The 21,718-nt window shown below is 73.1% G+C and carries 24 protein-coding genes and 1 pseudogene; 12 read left to right on the top strand and 13 right to left on the bottom strand.

Going from position 1 to position 21,718, the window contains the following annotated elements; all coding sequences use genetic code 11:
* Window positions 1–52 precede the first annotated feature (52 nt).
* A complete protein-coding gene (locus SLAV_RS13700; RefSeq protein ID WP_030226000.1) occupies window positions 53–1,177 on the top strand; it encodes a magnesium and cobalt transport protein CorA in 1,125 nt (374 codons plus the stop codon).
* A 32-nt stretch (window positions 1,178–1,209) separates the two neighbouring features.
* Window positions 1,210–1,722, top strand: a complete 513-nt coding sequence (locus tag SLAV_RS13705) for a hypothetical protein (RefSeq protein WP_030226002.1) — start codon at window positions 1,210–1,212, stop codon at window positions 1,720–1,722.
* 24 nt (window positions 1,723–1,746) lie between these two features.
* Here SLAV_RS13705 and SLAV_RS13710 read toward each other — a convergent pair whose 3' ends face one another.
* Entirely contained in the window at window positions 1,747–2,625 is an 879-nt protein-coding gene (locus SLAV_RS13710) for a hypothetical protein (protein ID WP_335341779.1), read from the bottom strand.
* Window positions 2,626–2,793: 168 nt separating this feature from the next.
* Between SLAV_RS13710 and SLAV_RS13715 the strand changes: the two genes are divergently transcribed.
* The 3 genes from SLAV_RS13715 (at window position 2,794) to SLAV_RS13725 (ending at window position 5,950) form a co-directional block, all read left to right on the top strand.
* Window positions 2,794–4,065, top strand: a complete 1,272-nt coding sequence (locus SLAV_RS13715; protein WP_030226006.1) for a magnesium transporter MgtE N-terminal domain-containing protein — start codon at window positions 2,794–2,796, stop codon at window positions 4,063–4,065.
* Between the two features lie 97 nt (window positions 4,066–4,162).
* The gene (locus SLAV_RS13720; protein ID WP_030226008.1) at window positions 4,163–4,738 is read left to right on the top strand and encodes a DUF1003 domain-containing protein; all 576 of its coding nucleotides are present in this window, start codon (window positions 4,163–4,165) and stop codon (window positions 4,736–4,738) included.
* Window positions 4,739–4,780: 42 nt separating this feature from the next.
* Entirely contained in the window at window positions 4,781–5,950 is a 1,170-nt protein-coding gene (locus tag SLAV_RS13725; protein ID WP_051840327.1) for an Mrp/NBP35 family ATP-binding protein, read from the top strand.
* Between the two features lie 97 nt (window positions 5,951–6,047).
* Here the strand turns inward: SLAV_RS13725 and SLAV_RS13730 are convergent, their stop codons facing one another.
* From SLAV_RS13730 to sigE, 5 genes and pseudogenes are all read right to left on the bottom strand, one after another.
* A complete protein-coding gene (locus SLAV_RS13730; protein ID WP_030226011.1) occupies window positions 6,048–6,761 on the bottom strand; it encodes a hypothetical protein in 714 nt (237 codons plus the stop codon).
* A 113-nt stretch (window positions 6,762–6,874) separates the two neighbouring features.
* Window positions 6,875–7,324 carry a sec-independent translocase gene (locus tag SLAV_RS13735; protein ID WP_030226014.1) on the bottom strand — a complete coding sequence of 150 codons (450 nt, stop codon included), beginning with the start codon at window positions 7,322–7,324 and terminating at the stop codon, window positions 6,875–6,877.
* Between the two features lie 121 nt (window positions 7,325–7,445).
* Entirely contained in the window at window positions 7,446–8,792 is a 1,347-nt protein-coding gene (locus tag SLAV_RS13740) for a S1C family serine protease (RefSeq protein WP_030226017.1), read from the bottom strand.
* 295 nt (window positions 8,793–9,087) lie between these two features.
* Window positions 9,088–9,585 (bottom strand): annotated as a pseudogene (locus SLAV_RS13745) (anti-sigma factor family protein); the annotation flags it as partial.
* Window positions 9,582–10,352, bottom strand: coding sequence for an RNA polymerase sigma factor SigE (sigE, locus tag SLAV_RS13750; protein WP_078950119.1), 771 nt, complete (start codon window positions 10,350–10,352; stop codon window positions 9,582–9,584). The gene sigE and the pseudogene SLAV_RS13745, both read right to left, overlap by 4 nt.
* A gap of 167 nt (window positions 10,353–10,519) precedes the next feature.
* Here sigE and SLAV_RS13755 point away from each other — a divergent pair, with 167 nt between their 5' ends.
* Window positions 10,520–11,182: an O-methyltransferase gene (locus SLAV_RS13755; RefSeq protein ID WP_030226024.1), complete on the top strand. Its 663-nt coding sequence runs from the start codon at window positions 10,520–10,522 to the stop codon at window positions 11,180–11,182.
* A 136-nt stretch (window positions 11,183–11,318) separates the two neighbouring features.
* Here the strand turns inward: SLAV_RS13755 and SLAV_RS13760 are convergent, their stop codons facing one another.
* On the bottom strand, window positions 11,319–11,486 hold the full coding sequence (locus SLAV_RS13760) for a DUF3117 domain-containing protein (RefSeq protein ID WP_003966491.1): 168 nt from the start codon (window positions 11,484–11,486) through the stop codon (window positions 11,319–11,321).
* A gap of 331 nt (window positions 11,487–11,817) precedes the next feature.
* On the opposite strand from SLAV_RS13760, the gene chcB reads away from it, so the two are divergent.
* Window positions 11,818–12,621, top strand: a complete 804-nt coding sequence (chcB, locus tag SLAV_RS13765; RefSeq protein ID WP_030226026.1) for a 2-cyclohexenylcarbonyl CoA isomerase — start codon at window positions 11,818–11,820, stop codon at window positions 12,619–12,621.
* Window positions 12,622–12,625: 4 nt separating this feature from the next.
* On the opposite strand, the gene SLAV_RS13770 is transcribed toward chcB, so the two are convergent.
* Both SLAV_RS13770 and SLAV_RS13775 read right to left on the bottom strand, forming a co-directional pair.
* Window positions 12,626–13,207 (bottom strand): DNA-3-methyladenine glycosylase I, encoded by a 582-nt coding sequence (locus SLAV_RS13770; RefSeq protein ID WP_030226029.1) that lies wholly within the window; start codon window positions 13,205–13,207, stop codon window positions 12,626–12,628.
* Complete coding sequence (locus SLAV_RS13775; protein ID WP_030226031.1) at window positions 13,204–13,557, bottom strand: DivIVA domain-containing protein; 354 nt, start codon at window positions 13,555–13,557, stop codon at window positions 13,204–13,206. Before SLAV_RS13775 ends, SLAV_RS13770 begins: the two co-directional genes overlap by 4 nt.
* Window positions 13,558–13,633: 76 nt before the next feature.
* On the opposite strand from SLAV_RS13775, the gene folP reads away from it, so the two are divergent.
* Window positions 13,634–14,494 (top strand): dihydropteroate synthase, encoded by an 861-nt coding sequence (gene folP, locus SLAV_RS13780; RefSeq protein ID WP_030226033.1) that lies wholly within the window; start codon window positions 13,634–13,636, stop codon window positions 14,492–14,494.
* Between the two features lie 74 nt (window positions 14,495–14,568).
* On the opposite strand, the gene SLAV_RS13785 is transcribed toward folP, so the two are convergent.
* Entirely contained in the window at window positions 14,569–15,327 is a 759-nt protein-coding gene (locus tag SLAV_RS13785; protein WP_030226035.1) for an LOG family protein, read from the bottom strand.
* 64 nt (window positions 15,328–15,391) lie between these two features.
* Window positions 15,392–16,471, bottom strand: coding sequence for a succinyl-diaminopimelate desuccinylase (dapE, locus tag SLAV_RS13790; RefSeq protein WP_030226036.1), 1,080 nt, complete (start codon window positions 16,469–16,471; stop codon window positions 15,392–15,394).
* Window positions 16,472–16,549: 78 nt separating this feature from the next.
* On the opposite strand from dapE, the gene SLAV_RS13795 reads away from it, so the two are divergent.
* Together SLAV_RS13795 and SLAV_RS13800 are read left to right on the top strand one after the other, a co-directional pair.
* Entirely contained in the window at window positions 16,550–17,527 is a 978-nt protein-coding gene (locus tag SLAV_RS13795) for a hypothetical protein (protein ID WP_037686302.1), read from the top strand.
* A 230-nt stretch (window positions 17,528–17,757) separates the two neighbouring features.
* Entirely contained in the window at window positions 17,758–18,129 is a 372-nt protein-coding gene (locus tag SLAV_RS13800; protein WP_030226039.1) for a hypothetical protein, read from the top strand.
* 73 nt (window positions 18,130–18,202) lie between these two features.
* Here the strand turns inward: SLAV_RS13800 and dapC are convergent, their stop codons facing one another.
* A complete protein-coding gene (gene dapC / locus SLAV_RS13805) occupies window positions 18,203–19,297 on the bottom strand; it encodes a succinyldiaminopimelate transaminase (protein ID WP_030226042.1) in 1,095 nt (364 codons plus the stop codon).
* Window positions 19,298–19,392: 95 nt separating this feature from the next.
* Window positions 19,393–19,722 carry a ferredoxin gene (gene fdxA, locus SLAV_RS13810; protein WP_030226044.1) on the bottom strand — a complete coding sequence of 110 codons (330 nt, stop codon included), beginning with the start codon at window positions 19,720–19,722 and terminating at the stop codon, window positions 19,393–19,395.
* A gap of 116 nt (window positions 19,723–19,838) precedes the next feature.
* Between fdxA and SLAV_RS13815 the strand changes: the two genes are divergently transcribed.
* Window positions 19,839–20,834, top strand: a complete 996-nt coding sequence (locus tag SLAV_RS13815) for a GNAT family N-acetyltransferase (RefSeq protein WP_030226046.1) — start codon at window positions 19,839–19,841, stop codon at window positions 20,832–20,834.
* Complete coding sequence (locus tag SLAV_RS13820) at window positions 20,831–21,622, top strand: transglutaminase-like domain-containing protein (RefSeq protein ID WP_030226053.1); 792 nt, start codon at window positions 20,831–20,833, stop codon at window positions 21,620–21,622. Before SLAV_RS13815 ends, SLAV_RS13820 begins: the two co-directional genes overlap by 4 nt.
* The last annotated feature ends 96 nt before the right edge of the window (window positions 21,623–21,718 follow it).

Consider the following 21,718-nt stretch of genomic DNA (forward strand, 5'->3'; position numbering starts at 1 on the left):
GGAGGGCCTCCCACCCGTACGGTCCGCAGCCGTGCGCGCGAAGGAGCCTGCCATGTCGATGCTGCCCTACCTCCGTGCCGCCGTCCGTCCGTCCCTGCGCCGGGCCACGCCCGTCCAGCCCGGCTACGACGCCACCCGCGACCCCTCCGCCAGCAGCGCGGTGGTCGACTGCGCCGTGTACCGCGACGGCCGGCGCGACCCCCTGGAGCCGGGCCGCGGCTGCCTGACGCCGCGTGAGGCGCTGCGCCGGGTCCGCGAGGGCGGCGGCTTCGCCTGGATCGGGCTGCACGAGCCCACCGAGGCGGAGTTCGCGGGGATCGCCGCCACCTTCGGCCTGCACCCCCTGGCCGTGGAGGACGCGGTGCACGCGCACCAGCGGCCGAAGCTGGAGCGCTACGACGACACGCTCTTCACCGTCTTCAAGACGATCCACTACGTGGAGCACGCCGAACTCACCGCCACCAGCGAGGTGGTGGAGACCGGCGAGGTGATGTGCTTCACCGGCCCCGACTTCGTCATCACCGTCCGCCACGGCGGCCAGGGTTCCCTGCGCAGTCTGCGCCACCGCCTCCAGGACGACCCGGAGCTGCTCTCGCGGGGCCCCTCGGCCGTGCTGCACTCGATCGCCGACCACGTGGTCGACGGCTACATCGCCGTGGCGGCGGCGGTCCAGGACGACATCGACGAGGTGGAGAGCGCGGTCTTCGCCGCCCCCGCCAAGGGCGTCAGCCGGGGCGGCGACGCGGGCCGGATCTACCAGCTCAAGCGCGAGGTGCTGGAGTTCAAGCGGGCGGTCTCCCCGCTGCTGCGGCCGATGGAGCTGCTGAGCGAGCGGCCCATGCGGCTGGTGGACCCGGACATCCAGAAGTACTTCCGCGACGTGGCCGACCACCTCGCACGGGTCCACGAGCAGGTCATCGGCTTCGACGAGCTGCTGAACTCGATCCTCCAGGCGAACCTGGCGCAGGCCTCCGTCGCCCAGAACGAGGACATGCGCAAGATCACCTCGTGGGCGGCGATCATCGCCGTGCCGACGATGATCTGCGGGGTGTACGGGATGAACTTCGAGCACATGCCGGAGCTGCACTGGCGCTACGGCTACCCGATGGTGATGGTCGCGATCGTCGGCAGCTGCTTCGCCATCCACCGGACACTCCGCCGCAACGGCTGGCTGTAGGCACCCCGGGGCGGACCCCCTAACCTGTGCGCATGACTCTCAGCGCACTCGACCTGGCCCTCGTCGAGGAGGCCTCCAAGAAGTCCGGCCTGATCTGGGTCCGCGGCGCGGGCGCCGACCGGGCCCTGTGGCACGCCTGGGTGGACGGAGCGGCGCACGTGCTCGGCGACGGCCCCGGCGAGCAGCCCTTCCCGGGCCTCACCGACGGCGCCGCGGCCGAGGTGACGGTGCGCAGCAAGGACAAGGGCGGCCGGCTCGTCGCCTGGACGGCGGCCGTACGGGAGCTCGTGCCCGGCAGTGAGTCGTGGGAGGCCGCCGTCGCCGAGCTGAAGGGCAAGCGGCTGAACGCGCCCGACTCGGAGCGGATGACCGAGCGCTGGGCCCGCGAGTGCCGGCTGCTGCGCCTGGAGCCCGTGGCGGTCGCCGACGGGCTGCCCGACGGGTCGCTGGCCGCGGCTCCGCTGCCCTCCCCGGCGGTCACGCGCCGGCCCGTACCGGCGGGGCTGCCGAAGCTGCTGCTGAAGCGGAAGAAGGCCAAGCGCTGACGCGGGCCCGGTGAGGGAGCGGGCTCAGCCGGAGCCGGGGTCGGAGCCCTGGCCCGAGCCCTGGCTCTTGGACGGGGACGGGCCGCCGGTGCCGCTCCCGGTTCCCGAGCCGGATCCCGATCCGGTGCCCTTGCCCGTACCGGTTCCCGTACCCGTACCCGTGTCCTTGCCGTCCTTGGTGGTCGGCAGCTGCGAGCCGTAGTCCACGGTCTGGTCCTGCGCCGGTGCCTCCAGCGGGAAGGGCTTCCCCCATTCGGAGAGCTCCACCCGGCCCGCGCCGCCGGCACGTTCCATCAGCAGCGGGTACGGGGTCCCCTCCAGGGACACCGTCAGCTTGCCGCTCTTGCCCGCGTCCGCCGAGATCGGCACCGCGCGGGTGTGCCCGACCGTGGTGTAGGCGCCCTTGGTGAGCTTGCCCTGGAGGCCCAGCAGCCCGTCCAGCAGCACGTGCATGTCGGTGAACCCGCGGAACTGCTTGTACGAGGGGTCGTTCTCCGGCACCTTCACGTACTTGTCGCCGAGCTTGCCCGCCGAGTCCGACTTCCCCCAAAAGGCCGCGCCGGCCTTCAGGTAGAGCTGCTCGCCGACCCGCAGCAGCTGGAAGGTGTCGTTCTGCGACTTCACCTCGCCGGAGCCGCCGTCGGCCTTCAGCCGCATGTCGAGGGTGAAGGTCTTGCCCCCGGTGACCAGGCTCCCGGACAGGTGCACCGAGCTCGCGGCGGTGGCGGCTGCCTTCGACTGGCCCTCGATCTTGTCCGCGCCGAGCTTGCCGATCCCGTTCGTGCCCTTGTCGGGGTCCTCCGCCTTGCCGCCGCAGCCCGTCGCGGTGACGGCGAGACCCGCGCACAGGACACCGGCGAAGGCGGCCCGGCGCAGCCGTGCGGCGGGGGTGTAGGGGGTCACGGGCAGGTGCCTCTCGTCGGGGGTCTGCGGGCAGCAGGCAGCGTACCCGCCGCCGCGCACACGCCCACGGGACCCCCGGGCGGACGGCCCCACCAGGACGCCTTCCCGCGGCACGGGCTAGCCTGAGGCACGGCAGGACCGGTGATGGACGCTCTAGGAGGCGCTCGGATGGCTGCAGGCGCCCCTCGGATCTTCGTCTCGCATCTGTCGGGTGTGCCCGTCTTCGATCCCAACGGCGACCAGGTGGGCCGCGTCCGCGACCTCGTCGCGATGCTGCGCGTCGGCGGCCGGCCGCCCCGGCTGCTGGGTCTGGTGGTGGAGGTCGTCAGCCGCCGCCGGATCTTCCTGCCCATGACCCGGGTGACGGGCGTCGAGTCCGGACAGGTCATCACCACCGGCGTGATCAACATGCGGCGCTTCGAACAGCGCCCGACCGAGCGGCTGGTCCTCGGCGAGCTGCTGGACCGCCGGGTGACGCTCGTGGCCACCGGCGAGGAGGCCACCGTCCTGGACGTGGCCATCCAGCAGCTCCCGGCCCGCCGCGACTGGGAGATCGACCGGATCTTCGTCCGCAAGGGCAAGGGGGGCGCGCTGCGCCGCCGCGGCGAGGCCCTCACGGTCGAGTGGTCGGCGGTGACCGGCTTCTCGCTGGAGGAGCACGGACAGGGCGCCGAGAGCCTGGTGGCGACGTTCGAGCAGATGCGTCCCGCCGACCTGGCGAACGTCCTGCACCACCTGACGCCGAAGCGGCGCGCCGAGGTGGCCAACGCCCTCGACGACGACCGCCTCGCCGACGTCCTGGAGGAGCTCCCCGAGGACGACCAGGTGGAGATCCTCGGCAAGCTGAAGGAGGAGCGCGCCGCCGACGTCCTGGAGGCCATGGACCCGGACGACGCCGCCGACCTGCTCTCCGAGCTGCCGGAGGAGGAGAAGGAGCGGCTGCTGACCCTGATGCAGCCCGACGACGCGGCCGACGTGCGGCGCCTGCTGTCGTACGAGGAGAACACCGCGGGCGGCCTGATGACGACCGAGCCGATCGTGCTGCGGCCGGACGCCACGGTCGCCGACGCGCTGGCCCGCGTACGCAAGTCGGACCTGTCGCCGGCGCTGGCGGCGCAGGTGTACGTGTGCCGTCCGCCGGACGAGACGCCGACGGGCAAGTACCTGGGGACGGTGCACTTCCAGCGGCTGCTGCGGGACCCTCCGTTCACCCTGGTCAGCTCGATCGTGGACACCGACCTGCCGCCGCTGCGGCCGGACGCCTCGCTGCCCGCCGTGACGAGCTACCTGGCCGCGTACAACATGGTCGCGGCGCCCGTCGTCGACGAGAGCGGCTCGCTGCTGGGCGCCGTCACCGTCGACGACGTCCTGGACCACCTGCTGCCGGACGACTGGCGGGAGACGGACTTCCACTCCGAGGAGGCCGTGCGTGGCCACTGAGCGGGGCCGCGGGGACGCGGCGCGCGAACGGCGCCGGGAGCGGCGCGAGCATGCCCGTGACGGGCTCTCCGAGCGGCTGGAGGAGGCGGCGGAGCGGTTGCGCACCGAGCGGCCGGAACGTTCCTCCGAGCGGGCGAAGGCCAGCGTCGCCCTGGGCGCGAGCGCGCTGGCGCGTCCGCGCGTACGGCTGGACCAGCCGCGCCCGGCGCGCCGCAGGCTGCTGCCCGAGTACGACCCGGAGGCCTTCGGGCGGCTGTCGGAGCGGGTCGCGCGGTTCCTCGGCACGGGCCGGTTCATCGTCTGGATGACCCTGGTCATCGTGGTGTGGGTGCTGTGGAACATCTTCGCGCCCGACCACCTGCGCTTCGACCAGTACCCCTTCATCTTCCTGACCCTGATGCTGTCCCTCCAGGCCTCCTACGCCGCCCCGCTGATCCTGCTCGCGCAGAACCGGCAGGACGACCGGGACCGGGTCAACCTGGAGCAGGACCGCAAGCAGAACGAGCGCTCCATCGCGGACACCGAGTACCTGACCCGCGAGATCGCGGCGCTGCGCATGGGCCTGGGCGAGGTCGCCACGCGCGACTGGATCAGGTCCGAGTTCCAGGACCTGATCAAGGAGATGGACGAGCGGCGGCTGTTCCCAGGCGAAAGTGACGAAGGCGACCGCTGACGGCCTTTCCTGAGCCGTGCTACCGAGCCGTACCATCGGGGCATGGCTACCGACACAAGCTCCGCCGCCGACGCCGCCGCGCCCGAGCAGGACGCGATCCTGGACGCGCTGTCGACGGTGAACGACCCCGAGATCCACCGTCCGATCACCGAGCTCGGCATGGTGAAATCGGTGGAGATCGGCGAGGGCGGCGCCGTCGCCGTCACGGTCTACCTGACGGTGTCGGGCTGCCCCATGCGCGAGACGATCACCAAGAACGTCACCGAGGCCGTCGAGAAGGTCGCGGGCGTCAGCTCCGTCGCCGTCACCCTCGACGTGATGAGCGACGAGCAGCGCAAGGACCTGGCGGCCACGCTGCGCGGCGGCACCGCCGAGCGCGAGGTCCCCTTCGCCAAGCCCGGCTCGCTGACCCGCGTCTACGCGGTCGCGTCCGGCAAGGGCGGCGTCGGCAAGTCCTCCGTCACCGTCAACCTCGCCGCGGCGATGGCCGCCGACGGCCTGAAGGTCGGCGTCGTCGACGCGGACATCTACGGCCACAGCGTGCCGCGCATGCTCGGCGTCGAGGGCCGCCCCACCCAGGTCGAGAACATGATCATGCCGCCGTCGGCGAACGGCGTGAAGGTCATCTCGATCGGCATGTTCACCCCGGGCAACGCCCCGGTCGTGTGGCGCGGGCCGATGCTGCACCGCGCGCTCCAGCAGTTCCTCGCCGACGTCTTCTGGGGCGACCTGGACGTGCTGCTGCTCGACCTGCCGCCGGGCACCGGCGACATCGCGATCTCCGTCGCCCAGCTGGTGCCGAACGCCGAGATCCTCGTCGTGACCACCCCGCAGCAGGCGGCGGCCGAGGTAGCCGAGCGGGCCGGCTCGATCGCCGTGCAGACCCACCAGAAGATCGTCGGCGTCGTCGAGAACATGTCGGGCCTGCCCTGCCCGCACTGCGACGAGATGGTCGACGTCTTCGGCTCCGGCGGTGGCCAGAAGGTCGCCGACGGGCTCACCAAGACGGTCGGCGCGTCCGTGCCGGTCCTCGGCAGCATCCCGATCGACGTACGGCTGCGCGAGGGCGGCGACGACGGCAAGCCGGTCGTCCTCTCGGACCCGGACTCCCCGGCCGGTGCGGCGCTGCGCGCGATCGCGGGCAAGCTGGGCGGCCGCGCCCGCGGCCTGTCGGGCATGTCGCTGGGGATCACCCCGCGCAACAAGTTCTGACGCGGGGCTCCGGTACGGAGCCCGGCACGGAAGGGCACCGCCGCCGGCGGTGCCCTTTCCCGTATCCGTCTGCCCGTACGCGTCTGGCCGTACGGGTCTACTCGTACGCGCCCAGGTCGGCGATCGCCGAGAACCCCAGCCCGTACGCGCTCATCCCGCGCCCGTACGCGCCCAGGTGGACCCCGCTCCCGGTGGAGCCGGCCAGCACCCAGCCGAACTCCGACTCGCGGTAGTGGAAGGGCGTCGGCTGCCCGTCCACCGGCAGGGACAGCGTCGACCAGTCGGGGCCCGCGAGGTCGTCGGCGAGCTCCCACGCGGCCTCGGTCTGCTGGTCCAGCCAGTCGTCGCGCAGGGTGTGGTCCATCTGCTGCGGCCAGCTGTAGGACAGCAGGCCCGAGCCGGCCAGCCAGGCGGCCGAGGAGACCGAGGTGGCCTCCAGCACGCCGGTGCCGTCACCGCTGCGGCGCAGCGGGTTGCTGGCCACGGTGATGACCACCGCGAAGCGCTCCTTCTCCCCCGTCGCGATCTCGCCGCGCACGGACGGCTCGTCGCCGTGGCCGGTCGACCCGTGCTCCACGGTGCCGTCGGCGCCCGCGGAGACCTGCATGAGCCAGCGGGGGCCGGTGAAGGCCCCGTCCAGCCCGTACCAGGGGAAGTCCGCCCTCAGGTACCCCTCCGCCGCCCGGCGGGCCGCCGGGACGGGTGCGGTGCCCTCCTGGGCCTGCCCCGGGGGCTGCTGCTCGGTCTGCGGGGGCGCGTCAAGGGCATCGGCGGGCTGCGTACCCACCCGGCTGCTGCGCGTCGTCTCCATCTGGGCGGCCTCTCGTTCCGTGGGGTCCGGAGCGGCCGGCCCCCCTCGGGCGTCCTGGGTCCGGACAGATGGAGGATAGCCATCCGACTCCGGATCGCCGGGCAGGCGGTGGCTCAGGTGGCGTCGGCGTCGAAGGGGGTACGGGCCTCGGGGGCCGGGGCGGAAGGCTTCTTCAGCAGGTCCGGACCGGTGCCCGCGGCGGGCGTGGCGGGGCCGGCGGGGGCGGCCGGAGCGGGAGCCGCCTCCTTGCTGTTGACCGCGTCGGTGACGTCGTTGAGCTCCTTGCGCAGGTCGAAGCTGCTGCGGATCTCCTTGAGGTCCTCGTTCTCGGTCAGCTGCTTACGGATGAAGGTCTTCGGGTTCAGGTCCTCGAACTCGAAGTCCTTGAACTCCGGTCCCAGCTCGGAGCGGATGTCCTGCTTGGCGCTGTCGGAGAACGAGCGGAGCTTGCGGATCATGCCGGAGACGTCCTGGATCACCTTCGGCAGCTTGTCCGGGCCGAAGATGAGGATGGCGAGCACCACGATCGTGACCAGTTCGAGTGCGCCTATGTCGTTGAACACCTTGCCGCTCCTCGGCTCTCTCCACATCGGGCCCGGACAACGGTACCCGCCGTTCCTTGCGGGCCCCTACGCCGGTGCGGTCCTCTTCCCGGATTCACCCGGGCGTCATGCGGTGTTCGGGTCAGGAACCGCTGGCCGAGCCGAGCTGCACTTCCAGCGTGCGCTCCGTGCCGTCGCGCAGCACGGTCAGGGTGAGGCGGTCGCCGGGGCGGTGGGCCCTGATCTTGATGATCAGCTCGTCCCCGCCGTGCACGCGGACCCCGTCCACCTTGGTGATCACGTCGCCCGCCCGGATCCCGGCGCGCGCCCCGGGGCCGTCGGCGGCCACCGACGGCTTCCCGTCCTCGCCCTTGGAGTCCACACGCGCTCCGTCCCCCCTGTACTGCATGTCCAGGGTGACGCCGATGACGGGGTGGGTGGCGCGACCGGTGCGGATGAGCTCCTCGGCGACCCGCTTGCCCTGGTTGACGGGGATGGCGAAGCCGAGGCCGATGCTGCCGCTCTGGCGGGTGCTGTCCTTGTCGTCGCCCTTGTCGGCGCCGCGGATCGCGCTGTTGATGCCGATGACGTGGGCGCGGGAGTCCAGGAGCGGGCCGCCGGAGTTGCCGGGGTTGATCGGGGCGTCGGTCTGGAGGGCGTCCACGTAGCTGACGTCGCTGCCGTCGCCCTTGTCGCCGCCCGCGGTGATGGGGCGGCCGGTGGCGCTGATGATGCCCGCCGTGACCGTGTTGGAGAGGTCGAAGGGGGCCCCGATGGCCACGACCGGGTCGCCGACCCGGACGTTCTCCGAGTTGCCCAGGGCCAGCGGGCGCAGGCCCCGGACCCCGGTCACCTTGACGACCGCCAGGTCGTAGCCGCCGTCGCGGCCGACCAGCTCGGCCGCGACGCTCTCGCCGGTGCTGAAGGTGACCGTTATGTTCTTGGCGTCGGCGACGACGTGGTTGTTCGTCAGGATGTGGCCCTGCTCGTCCAGGACGAAGCCGGTCCCGGTGCCGCCCCCGCCGCTGCCGCTGACGTGCAGGGTGACCACGCCGGGCAGGGCGGTGGCCGCGATGCCGGCCACGCTCTCCGGGGCCCGGTCCTTGTGGTCGGCTGCCGCCTGCGGGAGCTCCAGCCGGGTGTCGGCGCGCCGCTCGGCGAGGATGCCGAGGTAGCCGCCGACGCCACCGGCGAGGAGGGCGATCACCGAGCCGAGGACCACCAGCCGCCAGATGCCGGGGGCGCGGCGCTCCCCGCCGTGGTCCACCACGTGGAAGGGGCGGTCGGCCCAGGGGTCGTAGCGCGGTCCGGGGGCGGTGTCCGGCTCCCCGGTCCCGGGCCCCGCCGCGAAGTCCGCCCCGGAGGCCGTCCCGGAGTCCGGGACCTGCGGCGCGGTGCCGTCCGCCGGAGCGGAGGGCGCCGGATCGGCGGGCCGGCTCCACCAGGACGGAGCCGGACCGCTCCGCTGACTGTCGCGACTGTCGGACATGGACGCTCCCCGCAGGCCTGGCGCACCGCACGGCGGCGCATCTGCCGGAGATTCAACCAGGTGCCGCGCGCCGGCGGAGCCCCGGCTCCCGCCGGGGCTCCGCCGCGCGCCCTCAGCGGGCCAGCGAGGCCGGGACGGCGGTCGCCGGGACCGCGGTCGCCGCGGTGGGGGTCGGCGTGGGGAACTGCCCGGCCGGGACCGGGCCGGGGACGACGCCGGGGCTGGGCAGCCGCTCGCGCACGAAGGCGTCGGTCAGCGGGACCGAGGGGCCGGGCCGGGTGGCGGGGGCGTCGCCCCGCAGGTTCGGCTCGACCGGGTCCAGCGGCAGCGAACCTCCGAGCGCGATCGCGGCCAGCGACACGGCTCCCGCCGCGGCGAAGGCGAACCGGCGCCGGGGACGGCCGACGTCGTGGATGCGGAAACCCTCGCGCGGGGCGGCAGGGGCGGCGTACCCGAACGAGGCGAAGGGATCGGCACCCGGCGAACCGGCTCCCGGCGAACCGCCGGGAGCACCTCCCGGGGGCCCGGAGGCCCCGTCGGGACCTGCGCCCGGCAGACCGCCCGGCAGGCCCTGCAGGCGCGCCAGCAGTCCGGCGGACAGCGGCGGCGGGGCGCTCTCCACGAACAGGGTCTTCAGCCGGCGCTGCGCGTCGGCCTCGGCCTTGCACTTGGCGCAGGTCGCCAGGTGCGCCAGCACCCGCTCGCGCGCGTCGTGCTTCAACTCCCCGTCCACCAGGGCGGCGAGCCGGTCGCCCAGGTGCTGCTCGGCGGGGGACGGACTGACTCCGCTCACTCGGCTCCGCCCTCTCCCCCGGCGCCCGGGGCGCCCACCGCGACGCCCGCCAGGGCCCGCTGCTCGGCACGGGCCTCCGGGGACCGGTGCTTGAGCGCCTTGCGCAGGTGCGAACGGCCGCGGTGGATGCGGCTGCGGACGGTCCCGAGCTTCACGCCGAGCGTCGCGGCGATCTCCTCGTACGACAGGCCCTCGATGTCACACAGGACCACGGCCGCCCGGAACTCCGGGGCGAGGGTGTCCAGCGCCTGCTGCACGTCCGCGTCGAAGTGGGTGTCGTGGAGCACCTGCTGGGGGGACGGCTCCTTGCTCGGCAGCCGCTCGGCGGCGTCGTCGCCGAGGGCGTCGAAGCGGATCCGCTGCTTGCGGCGCACCATGTCCAGGAAGAGGTTCGTGGTGATGCGGTGCAGCCAGCCCTCGAAGGTGCCGGGGGTGTACGTGGACAGCGAGCGGAAGACGCGGACGAAGACCTCCTGCGTCAGGTCCTCCGCGTCGTGCTGGTTGCCGGTGAGGCGGTAGGCGAGGCGGTAGACCCGCGCGCTGTGCGTGCTGACGATCTCCTCCCACGTGGGAGGGGTCCACGCCTGGGAGCCCGCATCGGCGGCAAAGGTTGCGGTGGTGGCGGTGTGGAAGCGGTCAGCAATGTCGGTCACGGATTTCGGCTCACCCGCCGACCAGAAGAGACGTCTCAGTACGCCTCCACGATCCACAGGCGCAGCCGCACCTCCCCTATCGGCTCTGGTGGTGTCCAGTGGAGCCCCTACCATAGCCACCCCTCCCGTCAGCTCTGGATAAGCATTTTTGCAGTAACTTTGCACGGGTCTTGGGTCCCGGGCCGCCGATCTGCCCGCTGCCGTCCCCTCTATCCCGCCTCTGTTACTCCCAACGCCCGGTCCCATCTGCGGGTTCCCGACGTCAGCGGATACAGTCACCGTTGCGCCAACTATGGGGACAGGAGAGGGTCATTAGCGGCAACCGGCAGACGAGCTGGGCGTTCGCCGACGCGTTTGTCGCCGAGGACGACGCTCTGCGGTGGGCCCGCGACCGGTCCAGGGAAGCGGGCCTTCGGTCCGTCTCCCCCGGGACCGGGGCCGCGCTGCGCCTGCTGGCCGCCACCGCGGACGCCAAGGCGGTCGCCGAGATCGGCACCGGCACCGGGGTCTCCGGCATCCACCTGCTCCACGGGATGCGCCCGGACGGCGTCCTGACCACGGTGGATCCCGAGCCCGACCGGCAGGCCTTCGCCCGCCAGGCCTTCCGCGCCGCCGGTTTCGCGGGCAACCGCGCCCGGTTCATCCCGGGCCGCGCGCTGGACGTGCTGCCGCGGCTCGCCGACGGCGGCTACGACCTCGTCTTCTGCGACGGGGACCCCTCCGAGTCCCTGGACTACCTCGCGGAATCGTTGCGGCTGCTCCGCCCCGGCGGCCTGGTCTGCTTCGAGGGCGTCTTCTCCGACGGCCGCACGGTCGACTCCGCCGCCCAGCCGGTGGAGGTCATCCGGGTGCGCGAGCTGCTGCGCAGCGTCCGGGAGAGCCCGGCCCTGGAGGCGGCGCTCCTCCCGGTCGGCGACGGCCTCCTCTGCGCGGTACGCCGCTAGGCCGTCCGGGCCGTCCGGCGGCGCCCCGGGCCCGCCGCCGGGCGGTGCGGACGGCGCCCGCGGGAGGGTGCACGCAACACCGCCCCGGACGCGGGCAGCGGCCGGGGCGGTGCAGAGATCAGATGGTGCCGACGCTTCAGCCGACGACCTTCTTCAGGGCGTCACCCAGGGCGTCCGCTTCGTCGGGAGTCAGCTCGACGACGAGCCGACCGCCGCCCTCAAGCGGTACGCGCATGACGATGCCCCGCCCCTCCTTGGTGACCTCGAGCGGGCCGTCGCCCGTCCGCGGCTTCATGGCCGCCATGCTCGTTCCCCTTCCTGAAACCAGCTCATCGTCAGCCGACGGCCCCGTTCAGGCGCCTAGTACCCGGCATCGAACACATTGCTTCCCAGCCATTATCCCGCATGTCAGGACCCGATGACCAACATCGGCCGGGAACGCTTGCGCAACGCGCTCGACCAAAACCACTCATTTCGGGGAGCCGCCTGCGATACTTCGCCGCTGCTCCCCCCGGACGGGCTCCGCTTTGTTTGACGCACATCACACGCCCGCCCGCGGCCGAGTCCGCCATGCTGACCCTTGGACCGGCAGTACCGGCCGGTAGCCAAGCCCGCGACGAAGGGGGACCCCCGCCATGGCCGACAGCGTGCTCTACGAAGTGACCGACGGACTCGCGACCGTCACGATCAACCGGCCCGACGCGATGAACGCCATGAACACGGAGACGAAGGTCGCCCTGCGCGACGCGCTCCGGGCGGCCGGCGCCGACACCGCGGTACGGGCGGTCCTGCTGACCGCCGCCGGGACCCGGGCCTTCTGCGTGGGGCAGGACCTCAAGGAGCACGTCGGGAACCTGGCGGCGGACCGCGAGAGCGGCTCGAAGCTCACGATGAGCACCGTCTCCGAGCACTACAACCCGATCGTGCGGGCCCTGACGGAGATGCCGAAGCCCGTCGTGGCCGGGGTGAACGGCGTCGCTGCCGGAGCGGGCTTCGGCTTCGCGCTCGCCGCGGACTTCCGCGTCGTCGCCGACACCGCCTCCTTCAACACCTCCTTCGCGGGCGTCGCGCTGACCGCCGACTCCGGGGTGTCCTGGACCCTGCCCCGCCTGATCGGCGCCTCCCGGGCGTCCGACCTGCTGCTGTTCCCCCGCTCCGTCAAGGCGCAGGAGGCGTACGACCTCGGCATCGCCAACCGCCTGGTCCCCGCGGAGTCCCTGCACGCGGAGGCCGAGGCCGTGGCCCGCGCCCTCGCCGCCGGCCCGACCGTGGCCTACGCGGCCCTGAAGGAGTCCCTGGCGTACGGGGCCTCGCACTCCCTCTCCGAGGCCCTGGAGCGGGAGGACGTGCTCCAGACCCGTGCGGGTGCCTCCGAGGACCACTCCATCGCCGTCCAGGCCTTCCTCTCGAAGCAGCCGCCGCGCTACCTCGGCCGCTGACGCCTCACCCCTCGCGGGAGACGCAGCCCGCGAGGTGGTCGTTGACCAGGCCGCACGCCTGCATCAGGGCGTAGGCCGTGGTCGGCCCGACGAAGCGGATGCCCGCCTTCTTCAGGGCCTTGGCCAGGGCCGTGGACTCCGGGGTCACCGCCGGCACGTCGGCGGTGGTCCTCGGGGCCCGGCCCGGCTTCTTCGGGGCGTGGGACCAGACCAGCGCGTCCAGCTCCCCCGCCTCCCAGCCGGCCAGCACCTTCGCGTTGGTGAGGGTGGCCTCGATCTTGGCCCGGTTGCGGATGATCCCCTCGTCGGCCATCAGCCGTTCGGCGTCGGCCGGGCCGAACTCCGCGACGGAGGCGATCCGGAAGTCCGAGAAGGCCTTGCGGAACCCCTCGCGCCTGCGCAGGATCGTCAGCCACGACAGCCCCGACTGGAAGGCCTCCAGGCACAGCCGCTCGTAGAGGGCGTCGTCCCCGTGGACCGGCTTGCCCCACTCGGTGTCGTGGTAGGCCACGTAGTCCTCCGTGGAGAGCCCCCACGGGCAGCGCAGCCCGCCGTCCGGGCCGGCCACCGGCCCCGCGCCGCTCACCGCTCGTCCTTGTGGAGGTCGACCCGGTCCGCCGGGGCGGCCGGGGCGGCCGGCGCCTGGGCGCGCGCAGCGGTCAGCTCGGCGATCCGCGCGTCCCGCTCGGCGAGCTCCGCTCCGAGCCGGTCCAGCACGTCGTCCACCTCGGCCATCCGGTAGCCGCGCGGCGCGACCGGCAGCCGCAGGGCGTCGATGTCGTCCCGCACCACCGGCCGGCTCTCGGGCAGCGCGTCGGCCACCCGGTCCGGCTCCGCCTCGGGCAGTACGGCTTCCGCGCCTCCGCCGACCACCGCGAGGGTGACCGCGGTCACGACCACGACCAGCGCGATCAGCAAGAACCAGAACACGATCAACTCCCCTGAGAGACTCCGGCCACCAGGTTAAGGTCGCAGACGAGGCGCGAGGGTCGCCGAAGGAGGAAAGAGCAGGATGCTGCGACTGGGCAGGCGCGAGTTCGACCCCCACGAGCCGGTGATCATGGCCATCGTGAACCGGACCCCGGACTCCTTCTACGACCAGGGCGCGACCTTCCGCGACGAGCCCGCGCTGGACCGGGTGGAGCAGGCGGTCGCCGAGGGCGCCGCGATCATCGACATCGGCGGGGTCAAGGCCGGTCCCGGCGAGCACGTGGACGCGGCGGAGGAGGCCCGGCGCACGGTCGGCTTCGTCGCGGAGGTGCGCCGCCGCCACCCGGGCGTGGTGATCAGCGTGGACACCTGGCGGCACGAGGTCGGCGAGGCCGTGTGCGAGGCCGGGGCGGACGTGCTGAACGACGCGTGGGGCGGGGTGGACCCCCGGCTGGCGGAGGTCGCCGCGCGCCACGGGGCGGGCATCGTCTGCACCCACGCGGGCGGGGTGGAGCCCCGGACCCGGCCGCACCGGACCTCGTACGAGGACGTCATGGAGGACATCCTGCGCGTCACGGTCGGGCTCGCGGAGCGGGCGGCGGCGCTGGGCGTCCCCCGGGAGTCGATCATGATCGACCCGGGTCACGACTTCGGGAAGAACACCCGGCACTCGCTGGAGGCGACCCGCCGGCTTTCGGAGATGACGGACACCGGCTGGCCGGTGCTGGTCTCCCTGTCGAACAAGGACTTCGTCGGCGAGACCCTCGACAAGCCGGTCAAGGAGCGCCTGCTGGGAACGCTGGCCACCACGGCCGTCTCGGCCTGGCTCGGGGCCCAGGTCTACCGGGTCCACGAGGTGGCGGAGACCAGGCAGATCCTCGACATGGTGGCCTCGATCAAGGGCCACCGCCCCCCGGCCGTCGCCCGCCGCGGCCTGGCCTGAGGGCCCGCGCGGCCCGGGGGCCGCCGCGGCCGGTCCGTCCCCGTGCGGTCTCCCGCCCGGGGACGGTTCGGGAGCTACTTCCCGACTTCCTTCGTCACCAGCGCGATCGCCTCGTCCACGTCGTCCGTGACGTGGAAGAGGTAGAGGTCCTTCTCCGAGGCCTTGCCCTGCGCGATGACCGTGTTGCGCAGCCAGTCGATCAGGCCGCTCCAGTACTCCGTGCCGAACAGCACGATCGGGAACCGGGTGATCTTCTGGGTCTGCACCAGGGTCAGGGCCTCGAACATCTCGTCCAGCGTGCCGAGACCGCCCGGCAGCACCACGAACCCCTGGCTGTACTTCACGAACATCGTCTTGCGGACGAAGAAGTACCGGAAGTTCAGGCCGAGATCGACGTGCTGGTTGAGCCCCTGTTCGAAGGGGAGCTCGATGCCCAGGCCGACGGAGATGCCGTTCGCCTCGCGGGCGCCCTTGTTGGCCGCCTCCATCGCGCCGGGGCCGCCGCCGGTGATGACGGCGAAGCCGGCGTCCACCAGCGCGTGCCCGATCCGTACGCCCGCCTCGTACTCCGGCGAGTCCACCGGAGTACGGGCCGACCCGAACACGCTGATCGCGGGCGGCAGCTCGGCGAGCGTGCCGAAGCCCTCGATGAACTCCGACTGGATGCGCAGGACCCGCCAGGGATCGGTGTGCACCCACTCGGAGGGTCCGGCCGAGTCCAGCAGCCGCTGGTCCGTCGTGCTGCCCGCCTGGACCTGTCCCCGCCTGCGCAGCACCGGCCCGAGCTGCTGCTCCTCCGGCTTGCGACGGGACGAACCTTCAGGGTTGCCCATGATGTGCTCCCTCCTGCTGATCGTTGGATCAGGTTAGGCGCACGAAGGTGACGGCAGGTGGAATTCAGGAGGTCAGCCAGGCGCGGAGTCGTTCCTCGCAGTGCAGGATCGCCTTCGTCTCGACGCGTTCGTCGACCTTGTGGGCCAGCAGGGCGTCGCCCGGACCGTAGTTCACCGCGGGGACGCCCAGCGCGCTGAAGCGGGACACGTCCGTCCAGCCGAACTTGGGCATGGCGTGGCCGCCGACGGCCTCCATGAAGGCCGCGGCGGCCGGGTGGGAGAGGCCGGGGAGGGCGCCGGGGGACGAGTCGTCGACGACGAACTCGTCGATGTCGCAGTCGGCGAAGACCTCGCGCACGTGGGCCAGCGCGTCGGCCTCGCTGCGGTCGGGGGCGTAGCGGAAGTTCACCGTGACCGTGCAGCGGTCGGGGATGACGTTGTTGGCGACGCCGCCCTCGATCCGGACCGCGTTGAGGCCCTCGTGGAACTCCAGGCCGTCGATGACCGGCCTGCGGGGCTCGTACGCGGCCAGCTTCGCCAGGATCGGGCTCGCGGCGTGGATGGCGTTGGCGCCCATCCAGCTGCGGGCGGAGTGGGCACGCTCGCCCTTGGTGCGCAGCAGGACGCGCAGGGTGCCCTGGCAGCCGCCCTCGACTTCGGCGTCGGAGGGCTCCAGCAGGACGGCGAAGTCGCCGGTCAGCCAGTCGGGATGGGCCGCGGCGACCTTGCCGAGGCCGTTGAGGTCGGCGGCGACCTCCTCCTGGTCGTAGAAGACGAAGGTGAGGTCGCGGTTGGGCTCGGGGACGGTGGCCGCGATCCTCAGCTGCACGGCGACCCCGGACTTCATGTCCGTGGTGCCGCAGCCCCACAGGACGTCGTTCTCGTCCAGGCGGGAGGGCACGTTGTCGGCGATCGGCACGGTGTCGAGGTGGCCGGCGAGTACGACGCGCTCGGCGCGGCCGAGGTGCGTACGGGCGACGACGTTGTTGCCGTGGCGGTCGACGGTCAGGTGTGCGAGGCCGCGCAGCGCGTTCTCCACGAGGTCGGCGAGTGCCTTCTCGTCGCCGCTCACGGATGGGATGTCGACGAGCCGGGCGGTCAGCTCGGCAGCGTCCAGGGTGAGGTCCAGCTCGGATTCGGACATGGACCCGACCCTAACGCCCCGGGATGCGCCGGAACGGGGTCCGTCCGGTCACTGGACGCGTCGAACGCCTCAAGTACGGTGGGCCGCGTGTCCGAGACCGATCGCTCCCGTCCCCGCCGCCGCAGGCCGCTCCGCGTGGCCCTGGGTCTGGCCGTCCTGCTCGCGGTGGCCGGCTACTTCGCCGTGCAGCGGTCCTCCACCGGTGGTGGCGCCCCGTATTGCACGGTCACGGCGACCGGGGCCGGCGGCACTTCACCCGGCACCGTGCAGACGTACGAGATGACTCCCGAACAGGCCGCCAACGCGGCGACGATAGCCGCCGTCGGGATCTCCAAGGGGCTCCCGGACCGGGCGGTGACCATCGCGCTGGCGACGGCGATGCAGGAGTCGGCGCTGCGCAACCTCGACCATGGCGACCGGGACTCGCTGGGCCTGTTCCAGCAGCGGCCCTCGCAGGGCTGGGGCACCCCGGAGCAGATCATGGACCCGGTGTACTCGGCGGGGATCTTCTACGACCGGCTCGCCGAGATCAAGGGGTACACGCGGCTGCCGCTGACGGTGGCCGCGCAGAAGGTGCAGCTCAGCGGCTTCCCGCAGGCCTACGCGAAGCACGAGCCGGACGCGACGGTGCTGACGGCCGCCTTCGGCGAGAGCGCCACGCCGGCCACGCTGACCTGCTCGGGCCCGGCCCCGCAGCCGGGCGACCCGGAGAAGGTCCGCTCGGAACTGACCCGGGCCTTCGGCAAGGAGGCCCTCGGCGGTGCCCACGCCCCGGCCGCGGCGGGCCGCGCGAAGCCGGGCGCGGTCCCGGAGGCCGAGGTCTCCCTGCGGCTGCGCAAGGACGGCGGGCCGGGCGAGGCGCGCCGGGGCCGGGCGATGGCCCACTGGGCGGTGGCCCGTTCGAACGAACTGGGGGTCGCCCGGGTCTCGTACGGCACCTCGCGCTGGACCGCGGGCGACGACGGGGGTGCCTGGCGGCCGCGGAGCGCGGGCGGGACGGACCCGTACGACCCGGCACCGGACGAGGTGCGGATCTTCGTCGCCCGCCGGGGCTGACGCGGGAACCGGCCGTGCGTACGGGGCCTCACCCGTGCGGGGGTGTCCGGACGGCCGGGCCGGACGGGCCGTGAGCGGACGGAAGGCCTGGTGGGCGCGCATCCGATGCGTTTGTCGCGGAAGCCGATTAAACGATGCGTTACTGATCCTTTACCCGCCGGGTCCGCAACTCCACCCACCCCGGCAGCGGTTGTACACGGCGTACTCAGCCGCTACCGCTTAGGAGCATCATGTCCCTCCCCCTGACCAGCCGGATCGCCCGCGCCGCGCTTCTCCTCGCAGCCGGAACCGCTCCCGTGGTCGGTGCGGCCGGCGCGGCCAGCGCCGCGGGCCTGGAGTCCGTGCCGCAGCTGGGCTCGCTGACCGCGCCGGACGCCTCCGCCGCCACGCAGGCCGCGGACACCGTGGCCGGTGCCGTCCCGGCCGCCGCCCCCGCCGCCGCCGTGGCGGACGGTGCGGGCGGGATGCTGGGCGGGCTGCCGGTCGCCGGTCAGCTGCCGGTGAAGGACCTGCCGGTGAAGGACCTGCCGGTGAAGGACCTGCCCGTCGGCCAGCTGCCGGTGAGCACCCTCCCGCTGGGCGGGCTCCCGCTCGGGGGCTGACCCGCGGGGAACGCCGAAGGGGCCGGGAGTACGCACTCCCGGCCCCTTCGGGTTGCCGCGGGGCGGCGGGGCCTCAGCCCAGGCGCTTGACGGCGGCCTCGACCCGCTCGTCGGTGGCGGTGAAGGCCACGCGGACGAAGTTCGCGCCGGCCTCGCCGTAGAAGTCGCCCGGCGCGACCAGGATGCCCAGGTCGGCGAGGTGGGCGACGGTGTCCCAGCAGGGCTCGTCGCGGGTCACCCACAGGTAGAGGCTGGCCTCGCTGTGCTCGACGCGGAAGCCGTGCGCCTCCAGGGCCGTGCGCAGGGCCTCGCGGCGGGCGGCGTAGCGGCCGCGCTGCTCCTCGACGTGGGCGTCGTCGCCGAGCGCCGCGACGACGGCGGCCTGGACGGGGGCGGCGGTCATCATGCCTCCGTGCTTGCGGATCTCCAGCAGTTCGCCGAGGACGGCGGCGTCACCGGCGATGAACGCGGCCCGGTACCCGGCCAGGTTGGAGCGCTTGGAGAGCGAGTGGACGGCCACGATGCCCTCGTAGGAGCCTCCGCAGACCTCGTCGTGCAGGACGGAGACGGGCTCGGCCTCCCAGCCCAGTTCCAGGTAGCACTCGTCGCTGAAGAGCAGGATGCCGTGCTCGCGCGCCCAGGCGACGATCCGGATCAGCTCCTCCTTGGAGAGGACCTTCCCGGTGGGGTTGGACGGGGAGTTGAGCCACAGGAGCTTCACGCCGGCCGGGTCGAGCTCGGTCGGGTCGTCGTAGACCACCGCCTCGGCGCCGCACAGCCGCGCGCCGACCTCGTAGGTCGGGTAGGCGAGGCGCGGGTAGGCCACCTTGTCGCCGGCGCCGAGGCCCAGCTGGGTCGGCAGCCAGGCGACCAGTTCCTTGGAGCCCACCACGGGCAGGACGTTGCGGTGCCCGGCGGCGCTCGCGCCGAGCCGGCCGCGGAGCCAGCCGGTGATGGCGTCGCGCAGGGCGGGCGTCCCCCACACCGTCGGGTAGCCCGGGGAGTCCGCGGCGCCGACCAGGGCGCGCTGGATCAGCTCCGGGACCGGGTCCACGGGCGTGCCGACGGAGAGGTCGACGATGCCGTCCGCATGGGCCGCCGCCGTGGCCTTGTACGGCTCCAGCTTGTCCCAGGGGAAGGCGGGAAGACGGTCGGAAACTGCGGCCACGGTGGTCTCTGCTCTCTCTGAGGTGCGGGAAAACGGCTCGGTCCCGTGCGGCGGGAGTGCCGTACGGGACCGAGGGGCGCGTCTGCCGTGAACGGTCAGTGCTCGCCGTTGATGTCGGCGGGCAGTGCGGCGACGAAGGGGTGGTCCCGCTCGATCAGACCGAGCTTGGAGGCACCACCGGGCGAACCGAGCTCGTCGAAGAACTCGACGTTCGCCTTGTAGTAGTCCTTCCACTCCTCCGGGGTGTCATCCTCGTAGAAGATGGCCTCGACCGGACAGACCGGCTCACACGCGCCACAGTCGACGCACTCGTCCGGGTGGATGTACAAGGACCGCTGGCCCTCGTAGATGCAGTCGACGGGGCACTCTTCGATGCATGCCTTGTCCTTGACGTCGACACAAGGCTCCGCGATGACGTAGGTCACGCTCTCGTTCCTCCTCGGTAGGGCTTTCCATTCGCGCGGGAGCGCGGCGTCGTCGATGCCCGCACCTAGTATCTCCGTTCCCGGGCACGATCCGAACAGGAGGGGCGGACAGAGCTGTGGAAATCACTGCCGGTGGGCTGCTGGAGATCCGTATCACCCCGGCTGACGTGGGTAAACGAGTCTCTGTACGACGGGTGGAGGGCGAGGCCGGGGTACCCCCTGTCTTCTCCGACGCCGTCGGGGTTCTCACATCCTGGAACCAGGGTGTGCTGACGATCACACGCAAGGACGGCGTGTCCGTCCACATTTCGGAATCCTCGCTGGTAGCGGGCAAGGTCGTGCCCCCCGCACCGGCCCGTCGGCGGGGTCCGGCGGCCTCCTTCGAGGAGCTCGCGCGGGTCACGGCGCGGGCCTGGCGGCCGCTGGAGAGCGAGGCGCTGGGCGAGTGGACCCTGCGGGCCGCCGGGGGGTTCACCCGGCGGGCCAACTCGGTGCTCCCGCTCGGCGATCCCGGGATACCCCTGGACGGAGCACTCGCGCGGGTGAGCGCGTGGTACGCGGAACGCGGACTTCCGGCGTACGTGCAGGCGGCGACGGGCGCGGCCGGCACGCAGGAGCTGCTCTGCGCGGAGCTGGAGCGGCGCGGCTGGGTCAACGAGGTCTCCGCGGAGGTGCGGATCGGGGCGCTCGCGCCGGTCGGCGAGGCGGACGCGGACGAGTCGGTCTCGGCCGCCGTGACGCTGACCCGGACCCCGGACGAGGACTGGCTGGGCCGCTACGGCAAGGTCCGGGACCCGGAGCTGGCCCGGCGGATGCTGGTCGAGGGGCCGTCGGTGTGGTTCGCCTCCCTCGGCGGCGGGCGGGCCGTGGGGCGCATGGTGGTGGACGGGCGCTGGGCGGGCTTCGGCGCCGTGACGGTCGACCCCGGGTACCGGCGCCGGGGGCTCGCGACGGCCGTGATGGCGGTGCTGGCGCGGCGGGCGCTGGAGGAGGGCGCGTCGGCCGCGTGGCTGCAGGTGGAGACCGACAACCCGGGGGCCCGCGCCCTCTACGACGGGCTGGGTTTCGCCACCCACCACGCCTACCACCACTTCCGGGAGGGGGCCCGGTGAGCGCGGCGACGCGGGAGCAGTTCGCGGCGGAGGCCCGCGCCGAGCGGCCGGACCTGGCGCAGCTGTGCCTGCTGCTGGCGGCGGAGGCCGACCCGGCGCTCGACGAACGGGCCATGGACTGGGCGCAGATCGAGCTGGACCGGCTCGCGGGGATGCTTCCGTACGGGCTGCGGGGGGCGCGGGCGTGGGCCTCGGCGGTGACGGAGCTGCTCGGGGGCCGGATGGGCTTCCACGGCACCCCGGCCGACTACGACCGGCTGTCGTCCTCGCTGCTGCACGAGGTGCTGCGGCGTCGGCGGGGGCTGCCGATCCTGCTGTCGGTGGTGTGGCTGGAGGTCGCCCGGCGGGCCGGGGCGCCGGTCTACGGGCTGGGGCTGCCGGGCCACTTCGTGATCGGCTTCGGGGATCCGGAGGAGGGGGTCGTCGCGGACCCGTTCGCGGGCGGGGCCTCGCTGGGCGCGGGCCCGGCGGAGCTGGCCGCGGGGCCGCGGACGCCGGCCCGGACCCTGGACATCGTGCTGCGGATCCTGAACAACATCCGGGCGTGGGCCTCCTCGCGGCCCGAGCAGTCGGGGGTGGCGCTGTGGGCGCTGGACCTGGCGCTCCTGCTGCCGTCGCATCCGGCGAAGCTGCGGTACGAGCGGGCGCGGCTGCTGGTGGAGCGGGGGGCGTTCCGGGAGGGGGCGGGTGAGCTGGAGGCGTACGCGGAGGTGATGGACGCGGTGGACGCCGATGCGGCGGTCCGCATCCGAGCGGAAGCCGTCTCCGCCCGCGCCCTCCTGAACTGACCCTCCCCGCGGGCGGGAGCGGGGGCGAAGACGCCGCTGCGCGGGCTGTCCCCCACCCGCCCTTCCTCCGTTCCCGCCTCAGTCGCCGGCGCGGCT

The sequence above is a fragment of the Streptomyces lavendulae subsp. lavendulae genome (assembly GCF_002803845.1).
GTDB lineage: Bacteria > Actinomycetota > Actinomycetes > Streptomycetales > Streptomycetaceae > Streptomyces > Streptomyces lavendulae.

Coding starts and splice junctions, on each gene's coding strand:
- SLAV_RS13700 (WP_030226000.1), top strand. CDS start 53: ATGTCGATGCTGCCCTACCTCCGTGCCGCCGTCCGTCCGTCCCTGCGC.
- SLAV_RS13705 (WP_030226002.1), top strand. CDS start 1,210: ATGACTCTCAGCGCACTCGACCTGGCCCTCGTCGAGGAGGCCTCCAAG.
- SLAV_RS13715 (WP_030226006.1), top strand. CDS start 2,794: ATGGCTGCAGGCGCCCCTCGGATCTTCGTCTCGCATCTGTCGGGTGTG.
- SLAV_RS13725 (WP_051840327.1), top strand. CDS start 4,781: ATGGCTACCGACACAAGCTCCGCCGCCGACGCCGCCGCGCCCGAGCAG.
- SLAV_RS13730 (WP_030226011.1), bottom strand. CDS start 6,761: ATGGAGACGACGCGCAGCAGCCGGGTGGGTACGCAGCCCGCCGATGCC.
- SLAV_RS13740 (WP_030226017.1), bottom strand. CDS start 8,792: ATGTCCGACAGTCGCGACAGTCAGCGGAGCGGTCCGGCTCCGTCCTGG.
- sigE (WP_078950119.1), bottom strand. CDS start 10,352: ATGGTAGGGGCTCCACTGGACACCACCAGAGCCGATAGGGGAGGTGCG.
- SLAV_RS13760 (WP_003966491.1), bottom strand. CDS start 11,486: ATGGCGGCCATGAAGCCGCGGACGGGCGACGGCCCGCTCGAGGTCACC.
- chcB (WP_030226026.1), top strand. CDS start 11,818: ATGGCCGACAGCGTGCTCTACGAAGTGACCGACGGACTCGCGACCGTC.
- folP (WP_030226033.1), top strand. CDS start 13,634: ATGCTGCGACTGGGCAGGCGCGAGTTCGACCCCCACGAGCCGGTGATC.
- SLAV_RS13785 (WP_030226035.1), bottom strand. CDS start 15,327: ATGGGCAACCCTGAAGGTTCGTCCCGTCGCAAGCCGGAGGAGCAGCAG.
- dapE (WP_030226036.1), bottom strand. CDS start 16,471: ATGTCCGAATCCGAGCTGGACCTCACCCTGGACGCTGCCGAGCTGACC.
- SLAV_RS13800 (WP_030226039.1), top strand. CDS start 17,758: ATGTCCCTCCCCCTGACCAGCCGGATCGCCCGCGCCGCGCTTCTCCTC.